Source organism: Microbacterium sp. FW305-3-2-15-F-LB2, assembly GCF_058787255.1.
Genome location: NZ_JBYSZO010000001.1, coordinates 2,311,698 through 2,332,600, shown reverse-complemented (window position 1 = coordinate 2,332,600; position 20,903 = coordinate 2,311,698). Strand labels below are relative to the sequence as shown.

Genomic DNA, 20,903 nt, shown 5'->3' with positions numbered 1-20,903 from the left:
CATCGGGAAGGTTCGCCGACCCGGTGTTTTCCCCTTCCGGCGCGACGTCGCGCCGGTCTCATGAGGCAAGGAGGCCACATGACGGATAGCAGGATCGACGGCGCCTCGAGCGGCGTCGACTACATCGCGGTCGAGGAGTCCGCCCCGTTCCGGGAACTGAAGAGGCGTCAGCGCTCCTTCGTCTTCCCAATGGCCGTGGCGTTCCTCGTCTGGTACTTCGTCTACGTGTTGCTGTCGTCGTTCGCCCCCGGGTTCATGGCGCAGCGCGTGTTCGGCGACATCACGGTCGGGCTCGTCTTCGGGTTGGGACAGTTCGTCACGACGTTCGCCATCACGATGGGGTACGTCGCGTACGCCAACCGCCGTCTCGACCCCGGTGCGGAGCAGCTGCGCGTCGACCTCGAACGCGCCGAACGGGGTGAGGCATGAACGAGGTCTTCGGCACCGTGCACGCGGCGGTGCAGACGGTGGAGAACAACCCGGTCCTGAACATCTCGATCTTCGGGGCGTTCGTCGCGGTGACGCTCTTCATCGTCATCCGCGCCAGCCGGAACAGCAAGACCGCGGCGGACTACTACGCCGCGGGGCGGTCGTTCACCGGGCCCCAGAACGGCTTCGCAATCGCCGGCGACTACCTGTCGGCGGCGTCGTTCCTCGGCATCGTGGGCGCGATCGCGATCAACGGCTACGACGGGTTCTTGTACTCCATCGGGTTCCTGGTCGCCTGGCTCGTGGCGTTGCTGCTCGTGGCGGAGCTGATGCGCAACACGGGCAAGTTCACGATGGCCGATGTCCTGTCGTTCCGTCTGAAGGAACGGCCGGTCCGCATGGCCGCCGCGATCACGACGCTCGCCGTCTGCTTCTTCTACCTGCTCGCGCAGATGGCGGGTGCCGGAGGTCTCGTGTCGCTGCTCCTGGGCATCACCGAGCGCGTCGGCCAGTCGATCGTGGTGGCGGTCGTCGGCATCCTGATGATCGTCTACGTCCTGATCGGCGGCATGAAGGGCACCACCTGGGTGCAGATCGTGAAAGCGTTCCTCCTCATCGGTGGGGCCGTCGTCATGACCATCTGGGTCCTCGCCATCAACGGCTTCAGCCTCAACACCCTGCTGGAAAGCGCGGTCGCCGCCTCGCCGAAGGGCGAAGCGATCCTCGGGCCGGGCCTGCAGTACGGCGCCAACCCGTGGGACTTCATCTCGCTCGCCTTGGCCCTCGTGCTCGGCACCGCCGGCCTGCCGCACGTCCTGATGCGCTTCTACACGGTGCCGACGGCCAAGGAAGCGCGGCGATCGGTGGTGTGGGCGATCTGGCTGATCGGTCTGTTCTACCTGCTGACTCTCGTGCTCGGGTACGGTGCGGCCGCACTCGTGGGGTCGGAAGCGATCCTCGCCGCTCCCGGCGGAGTGAACGCCGCGGCGCCGCTACTCGCCCTCGCGCTGGGCGGGCCGATCCTGCTCGGGTTCATCTCGGCGGTGGCATTCGCGACGATCCTCGCCGTTGTCGCGGGCCTGACGATCACGGCGGCGGCGTCGTTCGCGCACGACATCTACGCCAACGTCGTCAAGAAGGGGAACGTGCCTCCCGACGGCGAGGTCAAGGTCGCGCGACGGACGGTGATCGTGATCGGCATCCTGGCGATCGTGGGCGGCATCGGCGTGCAGGGGCAGAACGTCGCCTTCCTCGTAGCGCTGGCCTTCGCGGTGGCGGCGTCGGCGAACCTGCCGACCATCCTGTATTCCCTCTTCTGGCGCCGTTTCAGCACGCGGGGCGCGGTGTGGAGCATGTACGGCGGACTCGGTTCGGCTCTCCTGTTGATTCTGCTCTCCCCGGTGTTCTGGGGAGGACCGACGAGCGTCTTCGCCAACACGGGCGTGGCCATCTGGCCGCTGAACAACCCCGGCATCGTGTCGATTCCGCTCGGCTTCCTCCTCGGGTGGCTGGGCTCGATCACCTCGAGCCGGAAAGAAGATCCGCGCAAGGCTGCGGAGATGGACGTCCGCTCCCTCACCGGGTTCGGTGCGGAGAAGGCGTCGAGTCACTGAGCCACCCTGTCGCCCGGCCCGGCACTTCCGCCGGGTCGGGCGACGTCCGTACGACCGAAGCGACGACGTCCTCGCTGCGCCGCGCGGGGCCCCGCGAACGCCGCGACCCCCTCCGCCTACAGGGGCGTTCGAAGTCGGTCCGCGACCCCGTTCTCGAGGTCGAGCAGGAAGTGCTTCACTTCCGGGTGGCCCCCGTACTCGCCGATCGATCCGTCCGAACGCACGACCCGGTGGACCGGGACGACGATCGAGAACGGCGTCCGGGCGCACGCCGTCCCCACGGCGCGCGCGGCGCCGGGCGACCCGGCCATGATCGCCACCTCGCCGTAGGAAGCGACTTCGCCGTACGGGACGCGTCGCGTCGCCTGCAGCGCCGCGCGGGTGAAGCCTGTGACCAGCCGCCAGTCGAGGGGGATCTCGAAGGCTCGGCGCCTCCCGTCGAAGTACTCATCGAGCTGGCTCAGCGCGTCGCGTGCGGGATCGGGATCGGGGTCGGGGACGACGCCCAGGCGCTGCGCGATCGCGGCTCGGGCGACGTCCAGTCCGTCGTGGGCGACATCGAGGTGGACGAGGGCATCGTCGACGAAGGTCAGCAGGATCGGGGCGAACGGGCCGTCGTACACGGCACTGGTAGCTGTGCTCATTCCCTCATCCTCATCACGTCGAGCGATCTCCGCGGCGGACGGTCGCCGATCGGTGGAGAGATCGCCGGATCGGTCCGCGGGGGAGGAACCGCCGATCGGCCCGGCGTGTCGTGCAATCGGGCGAAACTCGGTCTCGCTACGCGCCAACCGAGGATGCCCGGCTTAGTCTGGCAGGTGTGTGGCGAGCTGAGGACGGCGTCGTGACGGGCGCCCATGGCGACGTTCCGACGTCGATCGATCCGGGCGAGCTGCGACTGTCGGAGCCCGGCATCGTGGTTCGCCACGTCGCCGACCCCGAACGCGAGCGCATCCGAGCCGAAGCTGCGGCACTCGGAGGTCGCTCGACACTGCTGCGCTTCGATGACGCCCGTGACGCCGGAATCGACATCACCAAGGCCCATCCCGGCTCCCTGCCGCAGTTCATCACCGGCCGCGCCACCCTTCTCTCCAATCTCTTCCGCGACGAGGTGGCTCTGCGCACCGCCCGCATCGCCGCCGAGCGCATCACGGCCAAGAACGTCGAGCTCCGCACCGCGCGCGGTCTCGAACCGGTGCACCTGGCCGTCGGGCTCGCCGCGTGGAAGATCGGAGGGGTGGAGTGGTCGGCCCCCGTGCTCCTGCGTCCGCTGGCCATCCGCCGCCACAACGGCGACTTCGAGCTCAAGCTCCACGGCGCGTTCGTCATGAACCCCGAACTGGCTCGGGCGTTCCGCACGCACCTCGGCATCCAGGTCGACAGCACCGCGCTCGCCGGACTGGCCTACGACCAGGGCGTGTTCAAGCCGCAGCCGGTCATCGACCATCTGCGCCGACTCACGACCCATGTGCCCACCTTCGTCGTACATCCGCGTCTGGTGATCTCGTCGTTCGCCGACATCGGATCGGGTATGGCTCGTGACACCGAGTACCTGGACGACCCGCTCCTCAACGCTCTCGCCGGACACCCCGACGATCGCGCGCGTGTCACCGTCCGCCGCGCCGATCCCGTGGTCACGAGTCCCGATGAACGGACGCCCGCGGCCGACACCCTGCTCTTGGACGCGGATGCCGAGCAGGAGCACGTCCTCGCACGGATCGCGGCCGGTCACTCCCTCGCCGTCCACACGCTTCCCGGCACGGGCGGCACGCAGACGGTGATCAACGCGATCGGTCAGTGCGTGCACGCGGGCAAGCGCGTGCTCGTCGTCAGTGCGCGCCGTTCCACTCTCGACGGCATCCGGCACCGCCTCGCCGGAGTCGGCCTCACCGGGCTCGCGGTCTCTCCGACGCATGTCCGCCGGGATCTCATTCGCGCGATCGGCCGCAACGAGAAGGCCGAACACCCGAAGGTTTCCGAGATCGACGACGCGCTGGTGCGCCTGCGCGCCGTCCTGCGCGACTACCGGTCCGCCGTCACCGAACCGCATCTCGCGCTCGGGGTGTCGACCCTCGACGTCCTGCGGGCGCTGACCGCCCTGGCATCCGTCTCACCCCCGCCGTCCACGACGGCCCGTTTCGACCTCGCGACGCTCGAACGTCTGGCCGGACGCCGTGACGCCGCGGCCCGGGCGCTCGCGACGGCGGCACGTCTGGGGGAGTTCCGCTTCGGCCCCGACGACTCGCCGTGGTACGGGGTCAGCTTCACGCGCACCGAAGACGCTCGCGCCGCGCACGATCTCGCGGGGAAGCTGCACTCGCAGGACGTGCCCCGTCTCCTGGAGCGCGGATACGAGCTGATCGCGCAGACCCGCATGCGCCCGTTCCAGACGGTGTCCGAGCTCGGCGCGTATCTCAAGCTCCTCCAGGGCATCCGCGAGTCGCTCGACCGTTTCAGCCCGACCGTCTTCGAGCGCCCGCTCGGTGAGCTCATCGACGCGCATTCGCCGCGACGGGACTCCTCGGCGATGAGCGGCCCCAACCGTCGTCGACTGCGGCGCCTGTCGAAGGAGTACGTGCGGCCGGGCGTGCACGTTCCCGACATGTACGAGGCGCTCGTGCGCATCCAGCAGCAGCGCACTGAGTGGCAGCGCGTGGTCGACGCGGGGGTCACTCCCGAGGTTCCGCTCGGCCTGGCCGATGTGCACGTCGGGTGGCAACGCGCCGACGCGATGCTGGGTGAGCTCGACCAGATCCTGGGGCGTCAGGGGTCCGATCGCCTCGCCACCCTTCCCGTGCAGATCCTGGTTCGCACGCTCGCCGGCCTCGCCGCAGAGTCGACGTTCTTCGACAACCTCGTCGAGCGCGCGCAGCTGCGAGGCGAGCTTGCTCGGCTGGGACTCGAGCAGCTCCTCGTCGAGCTGTCGGTGCGGCACGTTCCCGAGGAGCGCGTGGGCGACGAGCTCGAGTTCGCGTGGTGGCAGTCGGCTCTCGAGCACCTGCTGCGCACGGATCGTGCCCTGCTCGGCGCCAACACGAGCGTCGTGGACCGGCTCGAGCGCGACTTCCGACTCGTCGACGAGGCTCACGCGGCCGCGGCGGGTCCGCTGCTGGCGGCCGAGCTCGCGAAGCAGTGGCGGATCGGCATCGTGGACCATCCCGATGAGGCCGCGGCGCTCCGAGGAGCATTGAAGGACGGTCTGCACACCGCGCACGAGATCGCGGAGGCCGCGCCGACGCTGCTGCGCACGCTTGCGCCGGTCTGGCTGGCATCCCCGTACGAAGTCCCCGACGTGCCGGCCGGCCTCGCGTTCGACATGGTCATCGTGGCCGACGCGGCCGCGTTGTGCCTCGCGGAAGCCGCGCCCGCGCTGCTGCGCGCGCGCCAGGTCGTGCTCTTCGGTGATCCCGTCGTGCAGAAGCCCACGCCGTTCCGCGTGAGCGCCTCCCTCCCTCCCGGTGCGGATGACGAGTCCGACGACGTCCCGTTCGACAGCGTTTCCGTGTTCGAGCGCATCGCCGAGCTGCTTCCGGTCGAGACGCTGACGCGCAGCTACCGGGCCGGCGGCGAGGATCTCGCGCAGCTCGTCAACGACGCGTTCTACGGCGGCGAGATCGTATCTCTGCCCTGGGCGGGGTCGTATCTCGGGCGCGGAAGCCTGAGCGTCGACTACGTCGAGAACGGTGTCGGCGCCCCCGACCCGGTCAGCGGTGCGGTCGAGAGCCCGGATGCCGAGGTCGCCCGCGTCGTCACCCTCGTCGTCGAGCACGCGGTCAACCGCGCCTCCGAGTCGCTCATGGTCGTGACCGCCAGCCGGAAGCACGCCGAGCGTGTCCGTGCGGCCGTCGAGGCGGCGCTCGCCGGACGCTCGGACGTCGCGGCGTTCATCTCCCGGGATGCCGCGGAGCCCTTCGCCGTTTTGACCCTCGAAGAGTCCGTGGCCGAGAGCCGCGACCGGGTCGTCTTCTCCCTCGGTTTCGGACTCACCCGCCACGGCCGGGTGCTGAGCGACTTCGGCGACCTGTCGACGCCGGACGGCGAGCGGCTACTCACCGTCGGGATGACGCGCGCCCGTCGGTCCATGGTGATCGTGTCCTCCATCCGTCCGTCGGCCTTCGACGACGGCCGTCTCGAACACGGCGCGGCGACCCTCATGGGCATCCTCGGCAATCTCGCCGGTCGGGGCCGCGAGTCGCGTCTGGAAGACCTCGCCGACCCGCTCACGCGTGCCCTGGCGCGTGAACTTCGGCGTCTCGGTGTCGAGGTCGACCTCGACTACCGAGGGCTTCTGCCGCTCGTGGCCCGGTATCGAGGCAAGGCCGTCGTGGCCGAGAGCGATCCCGAGACGATCGGGGAATCGCTGCGCGAGACGCTGCGGCTACGTCCGCAGATCCTGCGACGTCTCGGCTGGCACTACGTTCGCGTCCACGCGTTCGACCTGTACAGCGACCCCGCGGGCGTGGCATCCCGGATCGCGGAACTGCTCGGCGCCGCACCCGACGACGCGGCCGCGCCGGGCACGGCCACCGAGCCTCTCGACTTCCCCGGGTGAGCGCGGTGGCCTCGACCCCGGATGCCGCCGACCACACCGCAGGTTCTCCGGTCCCGGCCGGGTCGTCCGACGCGGGTGCGGCGCCTTCGGCCGACTCGTCCGGCGACGCGGCGGGGGAGCGGCAGCCCATCGTGCGGGTGCGCGGGGCGCGTCGTGCGCGCCTGCTTCCGGCGCCGGGCACCAGCGCGGAACCGGCACCGGCGGACGACGCCGATCGTGAGCGTCCCGCGGCGCCCGTGGCATCCGGTCCGAACGACGCCCAGCTCCTGCGCGACGTTCCGCCCCACTACTGACACGCCTCTCCGTGGCGCGCCGCACGTCTCCCGACGGGGGCGGTGCCGGGCCTGGCCCATCCACGTGATAAACGCTCCCTGCACTGAGAAACGCCGCCAGAAGGCGTGTCTCAGTGCAGGGAGCGTTTATGGATGTCCGATTGCCCGGCCGCCGGGCCGGCGTCGGCTCAGTCGCGGGGCTGACGCTCCAGCAGATCACGGATCTGCACGAGGAGCTCCTGCTCGGTGGGAAGCTTGGGCTCGTCGGCCTTCTCCTGCACGCCGGCCTTCGCCGCAGCGCGGGCCTTCCAGCGGTTCATCGGGAAGACGAAGACGAAGTAGACGATTGCCGCCACGGCGAAGAAGTTGATGATCGCGACGAGGATCGCGCCGAACTGGAATGTCGAAACGCCCCCCAGGAGCGTCGGCACCGTGACATCGAGGTCACTCAGATCGCCGACCTGGAACAGGAATCCGATGAGCGGATTGATGAGTCCCTGGACCATCGCGTTGACGATCGCCGTGAACGCTGCTCCGATGACGACCGCGACCGCGAGGTCGATGACGTTGCCGCGGAGGATGAACTCCTTGAATCCTTTAATCACGACGTTGTTCCCCTTTCGCCGCGCCGCCGGGTCCGGCGAAGGTCAGGATGCCGGGGTGGACGCGGTCTTCGTCGACTCAGACGTCGATGATGTCGAAGATCCGCTCGATGCCGCGGATGCCGCGCCGGAGGACGTCCCATTCGACCCGCGGGAGTCGGTGCGGTAGAACCCGGACCCGTTGAACGTCACGCCGATCGATCCGTACTGCTTGCGCAGCTCACCGCCGCATTCGGGGCATTCGGTGAGGGCGGCGTCCGAGAAAGACTGCACCGCGTCGAAACGGTGACCGCACTGCTTGCAGGCGTAGGCGTAGGTGGGCATTCGGCTTCCTTCGGGTGTTCAGGCTCTGGAGTGATCGATCGCGACCGTGCGCGTGGGGGTGACAACGCCCGAGACGGCTTGGTCGTGCACGTCGCGCGGCACGTCGTCGACGAACTCGGAATCGAAGATCACCGCGTAGACGGGCGGGCACTTCTCCATCGATCCGATGGTCTTGTCGAAGTAGCCGCGGCCCCAGCCCAGGCGCATTCCGCGCTGGTCGACGGCCGCGGCCGGGATGACGAGCAGATCGACGTCATTGACCGCGATGGGTCCGAGCACGTCGCCGACCGGCTCGGGGAGTCCGAACAGACCCTCGGCGATCTCGGCATCCGGGGTGGCCACCGTCCAATCGAGGAGGCCGTCCTCGCGGGTGATGGGAAGCAGCACCCGGATGCCGCGGGCGACAGCTCCGGCGACGAACGCATGCGTCCCGGGTTCCGTCGTGGTGGAGAGGAAACAGGAGATGCTGCGTGCGCCGAGACGATCGACGAGAGCATCGAGCTGCGCCTTGACGCCGGCTTCAGCGACCTCGCGCCCGTGGGCGGAGACGGTCTGGCGTCGTTCGCGCAGGTCCGCGCGAAGAGCGCGTTTGGCCTGCTCGATGCTGTCGGGCATGCCCTAAGTGTACGTGCGTGCGGAATCGGTAACAGCGCTGTCGCATCTCCCCAGTAGGGTATGCGCATGCCTAACAAGCCCTTCAAGGCCGTGATCCCGGCCGCTGGACTCGGTACTCGCTTCCTTCCCGCCACCAAGGCCATGCCGAAGGAGATGCTCCCGGTCGTAGACAAGCCCGCCATCCAGTACGTGGTCGAGGAAGCCACCGCGGCTGGAATCAGCGACGTCCTCATCATCATCGGACGTAACAAGAACAACATCGCCAACCACTTCGACTCGATGCCCGAGCTCGAGACGAAGCTGCGCGAGAAGGGCGACCACGACAAGCTCGCCAAGGTCGAGCATTCCTCCGACCTCGCCGACGTGCACATGGTCCGCCAGGGCGAGCCCAAGGGCCTCGGTCACGCGGTGCTCCGCGCCCGCAGCCACGTGGGAGACCACCCCTTCGCCGTCCTCCTCGGTGACGACCTCATCGACGAGCGCGACCCGCTGCTCGAGCAGATGCTGGCCGAGTACACCAAGCGCAACGCCACGATCATCGCCCTCATGGAGGTCGACCCCGCGCACATCCACCTCTACGGCGTCGCCGCGGTGGAGCCGACCGAAGACGACGGCGTGGTCAAGGTGACTCAGCTCGTCGAGAAGCCCAAGGCCGAGGATGCGCCCTCGAACCTGGCCATCATCGGTCGTTACGTCCTCGGACCCGACGTGTTCGGCATCCTGGAGCACACCGAACCCGGCAAGGGCGGCGAGATCCAGCTGACCGACGCGCTCGAAGAGCTCGCGACCGGCGGCGGCGACGGAGGCGGGGTCTACGGCGTCGTCTTCCGCGGGCGTCGCTACGACACCGGTGACCGTGTCGACTACATCAAGGCGATCGTCCAGCTCGCCTCCGACCGCGAAGATCTCGGCCCGGAGTTGCGCCCGTGGTTCAAGGAGTTCGCGGCGGGTCTCTGACCCGACGGGATGCCATGGATCTCTCCGTCCCACGACGGCACGGCGAGGTGTCGATCCGTCTCATTCGCAATCGTGACGCGCGAGTCCTTCAGCAGCAGCTGATCGACAACCGGTCGTGGCTGCGGCCGTGGGAGGCGACGAGCCCCGACGGGCCCGTCTCGTTCGACATGAGGCTCGGTATCCGCCGACTCCTTCAGCAGTACCGCGACGGCCTCGGCGTCCCCTTCGTCATGGAGTGGGACGACGAGGTCGCCGGTCAGCTGAACGTGTGGGGAGTTTCGCGCGGTTCACTGGCCTCGGCGACGATCGGCTACTGGGTCGCCGAGGAGTTCGCCGGTCGCAACATCACGACGATCAGCGTGGCACTGGCCACCGACGTGTGCTTCACCGAGCTCAATCTGCATCGCGTCGAGATCTGCATCCGGCCTGAGAATCACGCGAGCCTGCGGGTCGTCGAGAAGCTCGGGTTCCGGTACGAGGGACTGCGTCGCCGTTACATCCACATCGACGGCGACTGGCGCGACCACTACGCCTTCGCCCTCGTGCGCGAGGAACTCCCGTACGGCGTTCTCGATCGCTGGGTGCGGGGCCAGGTCCCACCGGACGCGGCGTTCATTCCGCCGGCCGATCGGCTGTAGGCCTCGTTTCTGCGGCGCCCGGGTTGCGACCGCGGCCCCTTCCGGCGCCGAGACTTCATCGGGCTGACGAGTTCCGCGCAGGTTGCGGGGGATTTGTCGGCGCGATGAAGTCTCGCGATCTGCCGCGCGACACGCGGAGGGATGCCGAGGTGTGACCTCGTCGTGACCTACCGTGGTGCCATGGGTGGACAGGTTCTCGGCGGCGGGGTGATCGTCTTCGTCGCGGTCGCGCTGTGGTTGGTCTACCTGCTGCCGTCCTGGCAGAGCCGGCACCGTTTCACCTCCGCCGAACGTAACGCCGTGCGACTGAATCAGGCGCTCCGCGTCCTGGCCGAAACGGCCGAGACTCCGCGTGAGGTGCACCTCGAACTGACGGCGCGAACCGCTCACCAGCAGCAGAAGATCGCACGTCAGGTTCAGGCGCACCAGGCCCAAACCGAACTCGCGGAGGCCAAGGCCCGGCTCGAGATCGCGCGTATGGAAGCCGCCCGTGACCGCGATCTGGTCAAGGAGCAGCGCAGCGCTGCCCGCGAGCTTGCTCGAGCCGAGCGGGCCGCCGCCGTCGAGGTCGCCAAGGCCGAGCGCGCCGCGGCCCTCGAGAAGACACGAGCCGAGCAGGCCGTCGCCGTGGAGCGGGCCCGAGCGGAACGGGCGGCTGCCGTGGCTCGACCGGAACTGCAGCGTGCCCGTGCGCGCCGTCGCTTCCGTCTGGCGACGACGTCGTTCGCCGTCCTCGGGCTCGCGGTGGCTGTGGCCGGTGGCATCCAAGTGTTCTTCGGTGCGTCCCCGGTGCTGCTCGCCGTCGGGGGTGTGACCGTCGTGCTGTCGCTCGTGGTGTTGCACCGCCTCTCCCGGGTCGCGGCTCGCGCATCTGTTCGCCCGGTGATGAGTTCCGTCGAGCGTGCCGCTGTGGAGGTGCAAGACTTCGGCGCTGCCGCCCCGGCACCCCGGGCCACGTGGACGCCGCGTGAACTGCCGCGCCCGCTGGTGGCCTCGGTGGGCTCGCGCGCCGCGGCCGTCGTCGACGAGCAGCTCGCCCGCGAGGCTCTCCGCGCCGCCGCCCGCGAGCAGGTGGCGCGCGAGATCGCCGAAGCGCAGGCGCCGACGCCGATCGAGGTCGCCCGTCCCGCTGCCGCATCGCCCTACGCGTCGATGGGGTACGTCGACGACGCGGAGATCGAGGACCACGTCCGTCAGCTGCTCGAGCGCCGCGCGTCGGGTCAGTAGCACCGCCTCGCGGGGGGCTTCGGTCGCGCCACTTTGCACGACTCAGCGCCTGCTCCGACGTCTCGCCGCGACCGAAACGCGGCACGCCCGGGAGGTCGGCCGAGTCGGGGGAGAGGAAAGTCGCGTGATAGTGTTGATGAGTTGTCCGGGCCTGTGGCGCAGTTGGTAGCGCGCCTCGTTCGCATCGAGGAGGTCAGGGGTTCGAATCCCCTCAGGTCCACCAAATCGGTCAGCATGCGGCGCTTCTCCTTCGGGAGAGGCGCCGCTGTTCATTGCCGTGACGGATTTGGATCCGTTGCCGCTGGACGATCTGTGGATGACGACGACCCTGCGGATCGATGTCCCGGGGTGGATGACGCTACCGGCTCGCGGCCTTGTCGCGCGGCCTGCGGCGGGCACGTAGGCGTCCGACCCCGATGACGCAGAGCGATCCGATGACGGTGACCACCGTGACCGCGAGTATGTAGGTCATAACCCTCAAATATCCGCCGGGCTCGTACGGGTTGAGGAACGGATACGGGTACCAATAGGGGACACCCGTGATCGTGTTCGTCACGAGGTTCGCTCGGATGAGGACGTAGACGGTCCACGCGGCCGGGAACGTCAGGACGGCCAAGACGGTCCGCCATCGCAAAGGTCGCCGATGGGGACCGACCAGCAGATCAGCGAGGAAGAACAGGGGCATGACGATGTGCAGCACGACGTTTGACCACTGAACGATGGCCGCGTGAGCGATCTCCATGCCGGGCAGCTGGATGTTGTAGAGGCCACCGATGACCAGCACGCACGTTGTCACGGTGGCCAGCGCGACGGCCAGTGGACGCGGCTCAGGTCCTTCTCTTCTCCCCGACCAGGCCCATGCGACCGCCCAGAGAAGGACGATTGCCCCTGCTCCGTTGAACGTCATTGTGAAGAAGCTGAAGAAATTCCACGCAACAGTAGCCACGTCTCGGCCGTCCGCCATTGCCCCGCGGATCACGACGGTCGCGGGCGCCGCGATCGCGGCGAGGGCGAGAACGGCCGCCGCGCCGCGCAACGCCGTCCACGCGTGAGCAAGGACCCGCGCGGAAGACATTGTTCAACGCTAGCGGGTCGACATTTGCGCAGGGGCCACGCGAGCAACCGTGCTCGTGGGCTTGCGAGACGATTCTCGCGCACCGGGGCTACCGCCCCCACTCCCATGCGATCCCGGTGAACAAACCGCCATGGGCGTCACGTTGGGGTGCATTCGGCACGCCCGAGCACGACACTTGTCGGGAGCGGCCGTGCTCGCAAGCCGCTCGCGGGTGCGCGGGAATCCGCAAGCCTCCTCAGCCGATGTCGTGCCTGAGCCGGCGAAGGAGAGCCCGTCAGGCAGTCTCGATGTCGACCAGCGCTTCGACGATGCCCCAGAAGCCGAGCGCGGCGGGATGCCATTCGACGAGGTCGCCATCGATTCCCGGCTTCATGATCACCGTGTCGACGAGCTCGGGATTGACCAGGCGCCGCTGCGCGAGACCTTCGACGACCGCGGCGCCCAGGCCCGCCAGGAGCTCGGCCGACGCGCCCGGGTAGAACGAGAAGCCCAGGCCGGCGAGTGCGGTGCCGTAGAACTCGGCGGTCCGCTCGATGAATCGGCGCTCCGTCTCGCGCAGCGCGGAAGCGACTTTGTCGCGGTGCTCGGTGTCGGCGAGGCTGCTCGCCGTGGCGACGAGCGTGACGTGGCTTCGCCACGAGACCGACTCACTGAAATGCTCGAAGTTCTCCCGTGTTGCGACACGCGCGACTTCGCGCAGGACGGCAACGCGCCCCGAATGTGTGGATAGGAAGTGCGTGTACTTCTGGATGACTCCGTCCGCGGCATCCTGCGTGCCGGGGTAGAACATGGCGTCGTTCGACTCGGACGTCGTCGCGAGCTCGACGAGAAGGTCTGCGAAGAAGAGATCCTTCGCCGGCCACAGCCGGTAGAAGGCGCTGCGCGGAACCTCGGCGGCGCGGATGAGCTCTTCGAGGTTCAGATGCTCCAAGCTCACGGTCAGGCCGGTGCGCGCAAGCATCTCGACAGCCGTCGTCATCAGCCGTCGACGCGACTCCTCGCTGGAGATCCGGGGCGCCCGGGTGACGGACCCCCACGTCTTGCCCTCCGTCTCCGGCGTCATGCATCCAACCTTCCGTACAACGGACGACACCCTCGGTGTCGGGCGCGCCTCTCCGGCGTGTGCCCCCAACGAGCGTACGGGACACACCCACGTTCACATGCGCGAAAGCAACTTGCTACTTGCAACTGCGAGTTTCAACTAGCTAGTGTCGTGACGGGGAGTCAAAAGGGGGCATCGCGGGACCGGGGAGGGCTCGGGCAAAATTTGGGGGGACGGCCCGCTCGGCGACGTCGATTGCCGGTAGGGGCGGTCAGCCCGAAGTCCTCCCCAATCCCCCGGGCACAACGATCCACGTCATCCGCCATGGTCCCGTCCGGCGCGACGAACCCCGTCCCGCGATGTAGGGGAGTGGGGGCTCCCGCGTCCGACAGTCGACGTCGGCGATCAGCCCCGAAGGGGAGCCGTGGGCTCGAGATTCTCCCTCGCCCATGCCCCGAGCTGATCGAGTACGGGCAGCAGGCGGCGCCCCGCGTCAGTGAGTTCGTAGGAGACCGATACCGGTGGCCCCGCCTCGACCGTGCGCGCGGCGAGTCCTGCTCCGGACAGCTCCGCGAGTCGGTCCGACAAAACAGCGTCGCTGATTCCGGAAACGGCCCGGCGAAGGCCCACGAAGGTCGTCGCGCCCGCGCCCAGGGACGACAGGATCATGCCGTTCCACCGCTTGCCGAGCACCGAGAAGGCGAGCGTCACCGCGGCGTCGCAGGCCTTGATCTCGGCATCCGGAACCTCGGTCATGGTCCTATCGTACGCGTGCTACAGTCTGCTTAGTCGCTCATATTTTCAGAGCGACTCTCACTTTCGGATTGGAGCCCCATGTCCTTGTTCCGCCTGGATGCCAGCATCCTGCCCGCATCGAGCGCGAGCCGGTCGCTCGCTGACCTCGTCGAGCAGGAGTGGATCGCCGCCCACCCCGACTCCACCGTCAGTCGGCGGGATCTCGCCTCCGAGCCCGTCCCGGCGACCGCGTGGGCGGATGCCGTCACGGGCAAGTTCGTGTCGGCAGAGGAGCGCACCGACGGTCAGCGTGAGGCTCAGGCCCTCGCGACGACGTTCGCGGACGAGCTCATCGGAGCGGACGCCCTGCTCTTCGCCGTCCCGCTGTACAACTACGGCGTCTCACAGCACTTCAAGACGTGGTTCGATCTGGCGTACACCGACCCGCGCATCGACCCGCAGGGCACGGCTCTCCGCGGCAAGCCCGCCACCCTGGTCACCGTTCTCGGTGGCAACTACGCCCCGGGCACGCCCAAGGAGGGCTGGGACCACTCGACCGGCTGGCTCCGTCGCGTGCTCGAGGACGTCTGGGGACTCGATCTCCGCGTCGTGGAGCGTCCGTTCACTCTCGTCGGCGTCAACCCGGCGCTCGACGCGTTCGCCGACACGGCCCTGGCGCTCAAGCTCAAGGCCGAGGGTGACGCCGTGACGTACGGTCGCGAACTCGCCGCGTCGAAGGGCACCGTCACCGGCTGAGACGCCTCGCCGCAGTGAGCGGTCGGCCGGGTCGATCACGACCCGCCGACCGCTTCGTTCGTGCCGCGTCGATCGTCCCCGGGGACCCGAGCCGTAAGGACGGATGCCGCTCCCTCGGCGGCGACATCGACGATCACGGCACGGGGCAGCAGCGACTCACTTCCCGACTCTCGCGCGCAGCCGCCGGGCACGCCCGCGCGTATACGTGGCGATCGACCAGGTGTCGACCCCCGGACGCATTCTCCCGAACACGGCTCTACTTGCGCCTCATCGCACATCCGAACATGGGTTCCCGAAGGGACCTCCGGTTCTCGCCCGGGTGATGGTCGCCGTCGCCCAGCTTTGGTCTCTTTGACCGCCGCGTGATCGCCCTGTCCCTTCGTGAGAAACGACGTCCACCGATGACGCGAGTGCCCATTTCCATAGCCCCCCTCCCCATCACCGCCTCTTCCGCGGTGGGGCAGAACGTCCAGGACGTCCTCACCGACGTCGCCGGCTACTTCCCTCTCGCCATCGCGGGGGTGGTGGTGTGGGGACTCTGGCTCTACCGCTTCATCCTGTCGCGTCGCGCGCGACCGATCGAGTCGGACTTCCGGACGACCACGTCGGTCATCGTGCCGTCGTATCACGAGGATCCCGACATCCTGACGCGCTGTCTCGAGTCCTGGCGAGCGCAGAGCCCGACCGAGATCATCGTCGTGCTCGACGTCAAGGATCTCGAGGCGTACGAGCGAATCGTCGCGCTGGGTGACGACAGTGTGCGGCCCATCCTCTTCCACCATGTGGGAAAGCGATCCGCCCTGGGGGCCGGAATCCGACTCGCCGTCGGCGAGGTCCTCGTGCTCACCGATTCCGACACCTGGTGGCGCCACGGGCTTCTCGTGGCGGTTCAGAAGCCTTTCATCGATCCACTCGTGGGTGGAGTGGGGACTCACCAGAACGTCTTCCAGGCGCGGACGAGCGTGTGGCGTCGCATCGCCGACTGGATGGTCGACCTCCGCTACTACGACTACGTTCCGGCCATGGGTCGCGCGGGTGCGGTTCCGTGCCTGTCGGGTCGCACCGCCGCCTATCGACGCGACGCCGTGATGGCCGTGCTCGATCATCTGGAGAACGAGTTCTTCCTCGGTCGACGTTGCATCGCCGGCGACGACGGACGCCTGACGTGGCTCATTCTGGCGTCCGGCTACAAGACGGTGCACCAGTCTTCGGCACGCGCGCTCAGTATGTTCCCGGACACCTTCCGAGCGTTCGTGAAGCAGCGTGTCCGCTGGAGCCGCAACTCGTACCGCTGCTACCTCACCGCGATCGCGAAGGGCTGGCTCTGGAAGGTGCCCTTCGTGACGAAGATGACCGTGCTGCAGATCCTGCTGACCCCGGTGACGATGGGACTGACCATGTTCTACCTCGTGTTCAGCCGCCTGGACCTTTCGGTGCTGGGTGTCTTGGCCGCGGTCGGCTGGGTGCTCCTGGGACGCGGGATCCGCGGTTTCTCCCACCTGCGTCGTAACCCCGCGGACTTCCTCATCCTGCCGCTCTACGCGGTCGTGGTGATCTTCATCGCGCTGCCGGTCAAGACGTTTGCCTTCGTCACGATGAACAAGCAGGGCTGGCTGACCCGCCACGCCGACCAGATGGGCGGCGATGGCCAGACAGCTCGCACGCTCGAACCTCAGGGTGTCGCCCTGGAGCCGGCGGTGACCTCGTGAGGCGGCGTACGGCAGTGGCGGTGGTCGCGGCGGCGTTCGTCGTCGGCGGCGGGGCCGCGTTGACAGCCGCGCAGGTGTTCGCTCCCTCCGTCGAACAGGAGGCGTACGGACTCAACGAGATCGCTCGCAACGGCAACGTGCAGGGCGCGCTCTACCCCGGCGATCCGACGACCGAGGCGCGCTTGGTCGAAGAGGAAGCTCAACGCGTCGTTTACGTCCGCAAGGTCGCTTCGGCTGCATCGTGGGAGCTGTCGGTGCGCGAGCCGTACCGCTTCCAGACCGGTGACCGGTTCACGCTGGTGCTCCCCGCGCGGGCCGAGCCGTACACACTCGACGACCTCGGCGTCCTCGGGCCGGAATCGCTGACGAGGAACGAAGACGGGTCGTATCTGCTGAAGGAGAACCTCGCCGTCATGCAGGGAGCGACCCTCGCCCTCGGGCCGGTCGATCTCCGGATGGAGAGTTCGCCGAGCGGATTCGTCTCGATCGTCGCGTTCGGCGGAAGGTTGGAGATGGCCGGAACGGCGGATGCCACGGCATCCATCACGAGCTGGAACAGCGCGGCCGGAACTCCCGACACGGACACCCGCGACGGGCGCGCCTACCTCCGGGTGATCGGCGGCACCGCAGACCTCAGCCACGCCTCGGTGTCGTCCCTGGGTTTCTGGAGCGGGAGCACGGGCGGGCTGGCCGTCACCGGCACCGACGACCTGGGCGATCCCGCCCTCGCCGGGATCATGCAATCCGGCGGGAAGATCGCCGCGCCTCCGGGCGCTCCCGTCGTCGACGCCGCCAGCGCGATCGACGGTGCCGATGATGTGGATGCCACAGCGGTACCGGCCGACGTGGGCCTGGCGACCGCCACCATCACGGACTCGGCCATGGTCGGAAATGCCTTCGGCATCTTCGTCTCCGGTGCGCACGACGTGACGAACTCGCGCAGCTCCGTGACGGGCAGCCTCGTGGACGGGATCACGTTCCACCGGGGGGTGTCTTCGAGCCTCGTCGCGGATTCGACGTCGGTCGACAACGCCGTCGACGGAGTGACCATCGGGCGCTCGTCGACGGGGGTCACCCTGCAGAACGTGGTGGCCGCCCACAACGGTCGCAACGGTGTCTCCATGGACGGGCAATCGCTGGCCGATGGGCCCAGCGCGTCGGGGACGACCGTCGAGAGCTTCGGCGACAACGTCCTCGACGGGGGGAACATTGCGGACAACGGTCGTTACGGCCTCGAGGTCACGGGTGGGAGTGGCATCCAGATCACTCAGAACCGATTCACCCGTAATCCGGACGGTGTCGTGCTCGACCGCGGCGCAGCCGACGTCCAGGTCACCGGGAACGAGTTCGTCGACCAGACCGCGAAGTCCATCGCGATCCGCGAGTCTGTCACGGACGCCGTGGTCACGGGCAACACCGTCACGGGATCGGAGACCGGCATGAACGTACGCAACGCCGATGCCGAGGTCACGGGCAACGTGGTCCGCGGGGTGTCCAACCACGCCATCCTTCTCGTGGGTGACGTGGCCGGCACGACGATCGCGGGCAACGAGCTGGGCGGCGACGGGAGCACCGCGGTGCGATCGGACGGTTCGAACGGCGCGTTCATCGGGGAGAACGACACCGACCGGTGGCACCCGGCTGTCACGGTGACGTCGGCGCTGAGGTTCGTCTTCCAGCCGCTGACGGTCATCTGGTTGGGGCTGGGAGTCTTGCTGCTCGTGACGGCGACGACGAGGAAGGACCGTCACTTCGGGGCGTTCCGCCACCCGTACGAGCACCACGTGCCGCTGACATCGCTGAGCAGCGGGATCGTCTCGCCCGAGTCCCTGCGAGCACGGCCCTGATGCGGCGCGGGCGCCCCCTCGCGATCATTCTGGTCGTCGTCGTCGCCGCGGTCGTGATCGCCGGGATCGTCGTCGCCCTGGTCCGCGGAACGTCCGCCCCCGGGACGGAGCCGCGCCCCTCGGACCCGGCGACGGGTCCGACCACCGTGGCGCCGCCGGATGCCTCAGCCGGTGGCGTCGACTGCACGGATGCCACCGTCGTCGTCGCGACTGCTCCCGAACTGCAGGCGGCTCTCGACGAAGCAGAACCGGGAGATTCGATCCGGCTTCAGCCGGGGGTGTATCCCGGAAAATTCTCGGCGACGGCGAGCGGTACGGCGGACGCACCGATCCGACTGTGCGGTGGCTCCGACGCCGTTCTCGACGGCGGCGGGGTGGACGATGGCTACGTGCTCCATCTGGACGGTGTGGCCAACTGGCGGATCGTGGGATTCGGCATCCGCAACGGTCAGAAGGGACTCATGGCTGACGGGGTCACGCACACGACCATCGCGGGCCTGACCGTCTCGGACACCGGCGATGAGGCGGTGCACCTGCGGGCGCACAGCACCGACAACGTCGTGTCGGGAAACGTCATCCACGACACGGGCAAGCGTCGGGCGAAGTTCGGCGAGGGTGTCTACATCGGGACGGCCGAGAGCAACTGGTGCGACATCACGGACTGCGAGCCCGATCGCAGCGACCGCAACGTGATCATCGGGAACCACATCTCGGGCACGACGGCGGAGAGCGTCGACGTCAAGGAGGGGACGACGGGCGGCCGCGTGGAGGACAACGTCCTCGACGGTGCGCACCTCGTCGAGGATGGCGCGGACTCGTGGGTGGACATCAAGGGCAACGACTGGGTGGTCCGCGGGAACACCGGTAGCCACTCACCCGGCGACGGTTATCAGACCCACGAGATCGTGGACGGGTGGGGGCGGGGGAATGTCTTCGCTGCCAACATCGCCGACGTGAACGGGCCCGGATTCGGCTACGCCGTGACGGACCGGCTCGGTAACATCGTCGGATGCGACAACTCCGCGTCGGATGCCGGCGAGGGGTTCAGCAATGTCGCCTGCTCCGCGGTGACGCCCTAGCCGACCGCTGACGCCCGCTGCGGCGGTGTCAGCCGGTGCACGTGATGTTGGTCAGGCCCTTCGCTGCGCCGGAGGGTGCGCAGGCGACGATGGTTGCGATCGCGCCTGACTGGACGGACACCTCGTATCCGGGGACGCCCCCGGTGACGACGTTGTCGCGGAACACGTTGTTCTGTCCCCACCCGGACAGGGCGACGTGCACCTGGAAGGCATCGAGGAGGGTGCCGGATCCGCGGTTCCCCTCGAGAAGATAACCGTTGCCCTTCACGTCGACCCACGAGTCTCCGTAGTTCTGGCCCGAGTAGCCGGCGTCCGTGAAGGTATTCCCGCTCACGACGCCACCCGTGGTCCCTTCCTTGATGTCGATGCCTTCGGCGGAGGTGCGGGAGATCGTGTTGCCGAGGATCCGGGCGTCGTCGGAGCGGTCTGGCGTGCCGGAGGAGCCCATGACGGACGCCCAGTTGCTTTTCGCGCTTCCGACGTAGATCCCCTCGCCGTACGACGGGTTGGTCAGTCCTGTGTCATGGATGCGCGAATTGCGGACGGTCACGTGCGTACTCCCGGTGCGCAGGTGCACCGCTTCCTCGCCGATGCTGCCGACGTCGACCCCGTCGACGACGGTGTAGCTGGAGCCGTCGAGGACGATTCCCTTCGCCGCGCGGGTCACGGTCAACCCCGAGATGTTCCAGTGGTCTCCGGTGACGTGCAGGGCATAGCCCGCCGAGGTCTTTCCCGTCGTCAGCACGGCGCGGGGCGAGCCGGTGAGCGTGATCGGCTGCGCCACCGTACCCGAAGCCGTCGCGGCGAATCGGCCGGTGTAGGTACCGTCGTTCAGCCGGATGGTCTGTCCTGCCGTCGCCGAGGAGAGCGCGGCGGCCAGCTGCGCCGACGTCGAGACTGTCACTGTCGCGCGATCGGCACCGGAGGTCGGGGACGGGGCGGCCGGGCTCGGTGCCGGTGAAGTCGGTGCCGGTGAGGTAGGTGACGGGGCGGCTGGGCTCGGTGCGGGCTGCGCGGGACCCGTGGAGACCGCCGTCGCGACGGAGAACGTCGCGTCGGTCTCGTGGCGGCCGCCCTCGTCCTCCCATCGCACGTTGACGGTGTGTGGACCGGCCGTCGTGCGGATGGGCCAGGTGAAGGGAGCCGTCGAGTCCTGTCCGAGATACGTCCCGTCGAGCCTGAACTTCACCGTGACGCCCGCGGGGGCCCGCACCACGACATCGAAGACCCCGCCGGCGCGGGTGGTGCCGGCGAGGGCTGATCCCTCGACCGTCACATCGGCGGTGCTGAGCGCGGACGCGGCCGGAGGAACCGCGACCGCTCCGACAACGACCGTGGCGGCGGTGGCGACGCGTGCCGTCAGACCGATCCTGCTGCGCGAATGGGTCACCCTTCATCGTCCTTCCGCTGAGAACGGCGCTCGATCATGGC

Annotated in this window: 19 protein-coding genes and 1 tRNA gene; 12 read left to right on the top strand and 8 right to left on the bottom strand. The window is 68.5% G+C overall.

The window, feature by feature from the left end:
• The first annotated feature begins 78 nt into the window (after positions 1 to 78).
• Together AC3WLZ_RS11310 and AC3WLZ_RS11305 are read left to right on the top strand one after the other, a co-directional pair.
• Positions 79 to 429 (top strand): DUF485 domain-containing protein, encoded by a 351-nt coding sequence (locus AC3WLZ_RS11310; protein ID WP_412925034.1) that lies wholly within the window; start codon positions 79 to 81, stop codon positions 427 to 429.
• A complete protein-coding gene (locus tag AC3WLZ_RS11305; RefSeq protein WP_412925033.1) occupies positions 426 to 2,042 on the top strand; it encodes a monocarboxylic acid transporter in 1,617 nt (538 codons plus the stop codon). Before AC3WLZ_RS11310 ends, AC3WLZ_RS11305 begins: the two co-directional genes overlap by 4 nt.
• Before the next feature lie 116 nt (positions 2,043 to 2,158).
• Here the strand turns inward: AC3WLZ_RS11305 and AC3WLZ_RS11300 are convergent, their stop codons facing one another.
• Positions 2,159 to 2,686: a methylated-DNA--[protein]-cysteine S-methyltransferase gene (locus AC3WLZ_RS11300; RefSeq protein WP_492470080.1), complete on the bottom strand. Its 528-nt coding sequence runs from the start codon at positions 2,684 to 2,686 to the stop codon at positions 2,159 to 2,161.
• Between the two features lie 200 nt (positions 2,687 to 2,886).
• Between AC3WLZ_RS11300 and AC3WLZ_RS11295 the strand changes: the two genes are divergently transcribed.
• A complete protein-coding gene (locus AC3WLZ_RS11295; protein WP_492470079.1) occupies positions 2,887 to 6,594 on the top strand; it encodes an AAA family ATPase in 3,708 nt (1,235 codons plus the stop codon).
• Positions 6,591 to 6,887, top strand: coding sequence for a hypothetical protein (locus tag AC3WLZ_RS11290; protein WP_412925030.1), 297 nt, complete (start codon positions 6,591 to 6,593; stop codon positions 6,885 to 6,887). Before AC3WLZ_RS11295 ends, AC3WLZ_RS11290 begins: the two co-directional genes overlap by 4 nt.
• Before the next feature lie 167 nt (positions 6,888 to 7,054).
• Here the strand turns inward: AC3WLZ_RS11290 and mscL are convergent, their stop codons facing one another.
• The 3 genes from mscL to AC3WLZ_RS11275 are packed head-to-tail and all read right to left on the bottom strand — an operon-like array spanning position 7,055 to position 8,407.
• Positions 7,055 to 7,471, bottom strand: coding sequence for a large conductance mechanosensitive channel protein MscL (gene mscL / locus AC3WLZ_RS11285; RefSeq protein WP_412925029.1), 417 nt, complete (start codon positions 7,469 to 7,471; stop codon positions 7,055 to 7,057).
• A gap of 42 nt (positions 7,472 to 7,513) precedes the next feature.
• Positions 7,514 to 7,792: an FmdB family zinc ribbon protein gene (locus AC3WLZ_RS11280; RefSeq protein ID WP_412925028.1), complete on the bottom strand. Its 279-nt coding sequence runs from the start codon at positions 7,790 to 7,792 to the stop codon at positions 7,514 to 7,516.
• Positions 7,793 to 7,810: 18 nt separating this feature from the next.
• On the bottom strand, positions 7,811 to 8,407 hold the full coding sequence (locus tag AC3WLZ_RS11275) for a 5-formyltetrahydrofolate cyclo-ligase (protein ID WP_412925027.1): 597 nt from the start codon (positions 8,405 to 8,407) through the stop codon (positions 7,811 to 7,813).
• 66 nt (positions 8,408 to 8,473) lie between these two features.
• Between AC3WLZ_RS11275 and galU the strand changes: the two genes are divergently transcribed.
• The 4 genes from galU (at position 8,474) to AC3WLZ_RS11255 (ending at position 11,452) form a co-directional block, all read left to right on the top strand.
• Positions 8,474 to 9,364, top strand: a complete 891-nt coding sequence (galU, locus tag AC3WLZ_RS11270) for a UTP--glucose-1-phosphate uridylyltransferase GalU (RefSeq protein ID WP_412925026.1) — start codon at positions 8,474 to 8,476, stop codon at positions 9,362 to 9,364.
• A 14-nt stretch (positions 9,365 to 9,378) separates the two neighbouring features.
• Entirely contained in the window at positions 9,379 to 10,002 is a 624-nt protein-coding gene (locus tag AC3WLZ_RS11265; RefSeq protein WP_412925025.1) for a GNAT family N-acetyltransferase, read from the top strand.
• Between the two features lie 180 nt (positions 10,003 to 10,182).
• Positions 10,183 to 11,229: a large exoprotein gene (locus AC3WLZ_RS11260; RefSeq protein WP_492470078.1), complete on the top strand. Its 1,047-nt coding sequence runs from the start codon at positions 10,183 to 10,185 to the stop codon at positions 11,227 to 11,229.
• A 147-nt stretch (positions 11,230 to 11,376) separates the two neighbouring features.
• Positions 11,377 to 11,452: transfer RNA gene (locus AC3WLZ_RS11255), tRNA-Ala, on the top strand.
• Positions 11,453 to 11,587: 135 nt separating this feature from the next.
• On the opposite strand, the gene AC3WLZ_RS11250 is transcribed toward AC3WLZ_RS11255, so the two are convergent.
• From AC3WLZ_RS11250 to AC3WLZ_RS11240, 3 genes are all read right to left on the bottom strand, one after another.
• Positions 11,588 to 12,304 (bottom strand): Pr6Pr family membrane protein, encoded by a 717-nt coding sequence (locus AC3WLZ_RS11250; protein ID WP_492470077.1) that lies wholly within the window; start codon positions 12,302 to 12,304, stop codon positions 11,588 to 11,590.
• 274 nt (positions 12,305 to 12,578) lie between these two features.
• Positions 12,579 to 13,367 (bottom strand): hypothetical protein, encoded by a 789-nt coding sequence (locus AC3WLZ_RS11245; protein WP_492470076.1) that lies wholly within the window; start codon positions 13,365 to 13,367, stop codon positions 12,579 to 12,581.
• Positions 13,368 to 13,751: 384 nt separating this feature from the next.
• The gene (locus AC3WLZ_RS11240) at positions 13,752 to 14,102 is read right to left on the bottom strand and encodes a winged helix-turn-helix transcriptional regulator (protein WP_412925021.1); all 351 of its coding nucleotides are present in this window, start codon (positions 14,100 to 14,102) and stop codon (positions 13,752 to 13,754) included.
• A gap of 78 nt (positions 14,103 to 14,180) precedes the next feature.
• Here AC3WLZ_RS11240 and AC3WLZ_RS11235 point away from each other — a divergent pair, with 78 nt between their 5' ends.
• The 4 genes from AC3WLZ_RS11235 (at position 14,181) to AC3WLZ_RS11220 (ending at position 19,472) form a co-directional block, all read left to right on the top strand.
• Entirely contained in the window at positions 14,181 to 14,837 is a 657-nt protein-coding gene (locus tag AC3WLZ_RS11235) for an FMN-dependent NADH-azoreductase (protein WP_412925020.1), read from the top strand.
• A 410-nt stretch (positions 14,838 to 15,247) separates the two neighbouring features.
• The gene (locus AC3WLZ_RS11230; RefSeq protein ID WP_492470075.1) at positions 15,248 to 16,546 is read left to right on the top strand and encodes a glycosyltransferase; all 1,299 of its coding nucleotides are present in this window, start codon (positions 15,248 to 15,250) and stop codon (positions 16,544 to 16,546) included.
• Positions 16,543 to 18,393, top strand: coding sequence for a right-handed parallel beta-helix repeat-containing protein (locus AC3WLZ_RS11225; protein WP_492470074.1), 1,851 nt, complete (start codon positions 16,543 to 16,545; stop codon positions 18,391 to 18,393). Before AC3WLZ_RS11230 ends, AC3WLZ_RS11225 begins: the two co-directional genes overlap by 4 nt.
• Positions 18,393 to 19,472, top strand: coding sequence for a right-handed parallel beta-helix repeat-containing protein (locus tag AC3WLZ_RS11220; RefSeq protein ID WP_492470073.1), 1,080 nt, complete (start codon positions 18,393 to 18,395; stop codon positions 19,470 to 19,472). Before AC3WLZ_RS11225 ends, AC3WLZ_RS11220 begins: the two co-directional genes overlap by 1 nt.
• A gap of 28 nt (positions 19,473 to 19,500) precedes the next feature.
• Here the strand turns inward: AC3WLZ_RS11220 and AC3WLZ_RS11215 are convergent, their stop codons facing one another.
• Positions 19,501 to 20,862, bottom strand: a complete 1,362-nt coding sequence (locus tag AC3WLZ_RS11215) for a right-handed parallel beta-helix repeat-containing protein (protein ID WP_492470072.1) — start codon at positions 20,860 to 20,862, stop codon at positions 19,501 to 19,503.
• Positions 20,863 to 20,903: the final 41 nt, after the last annotated feature.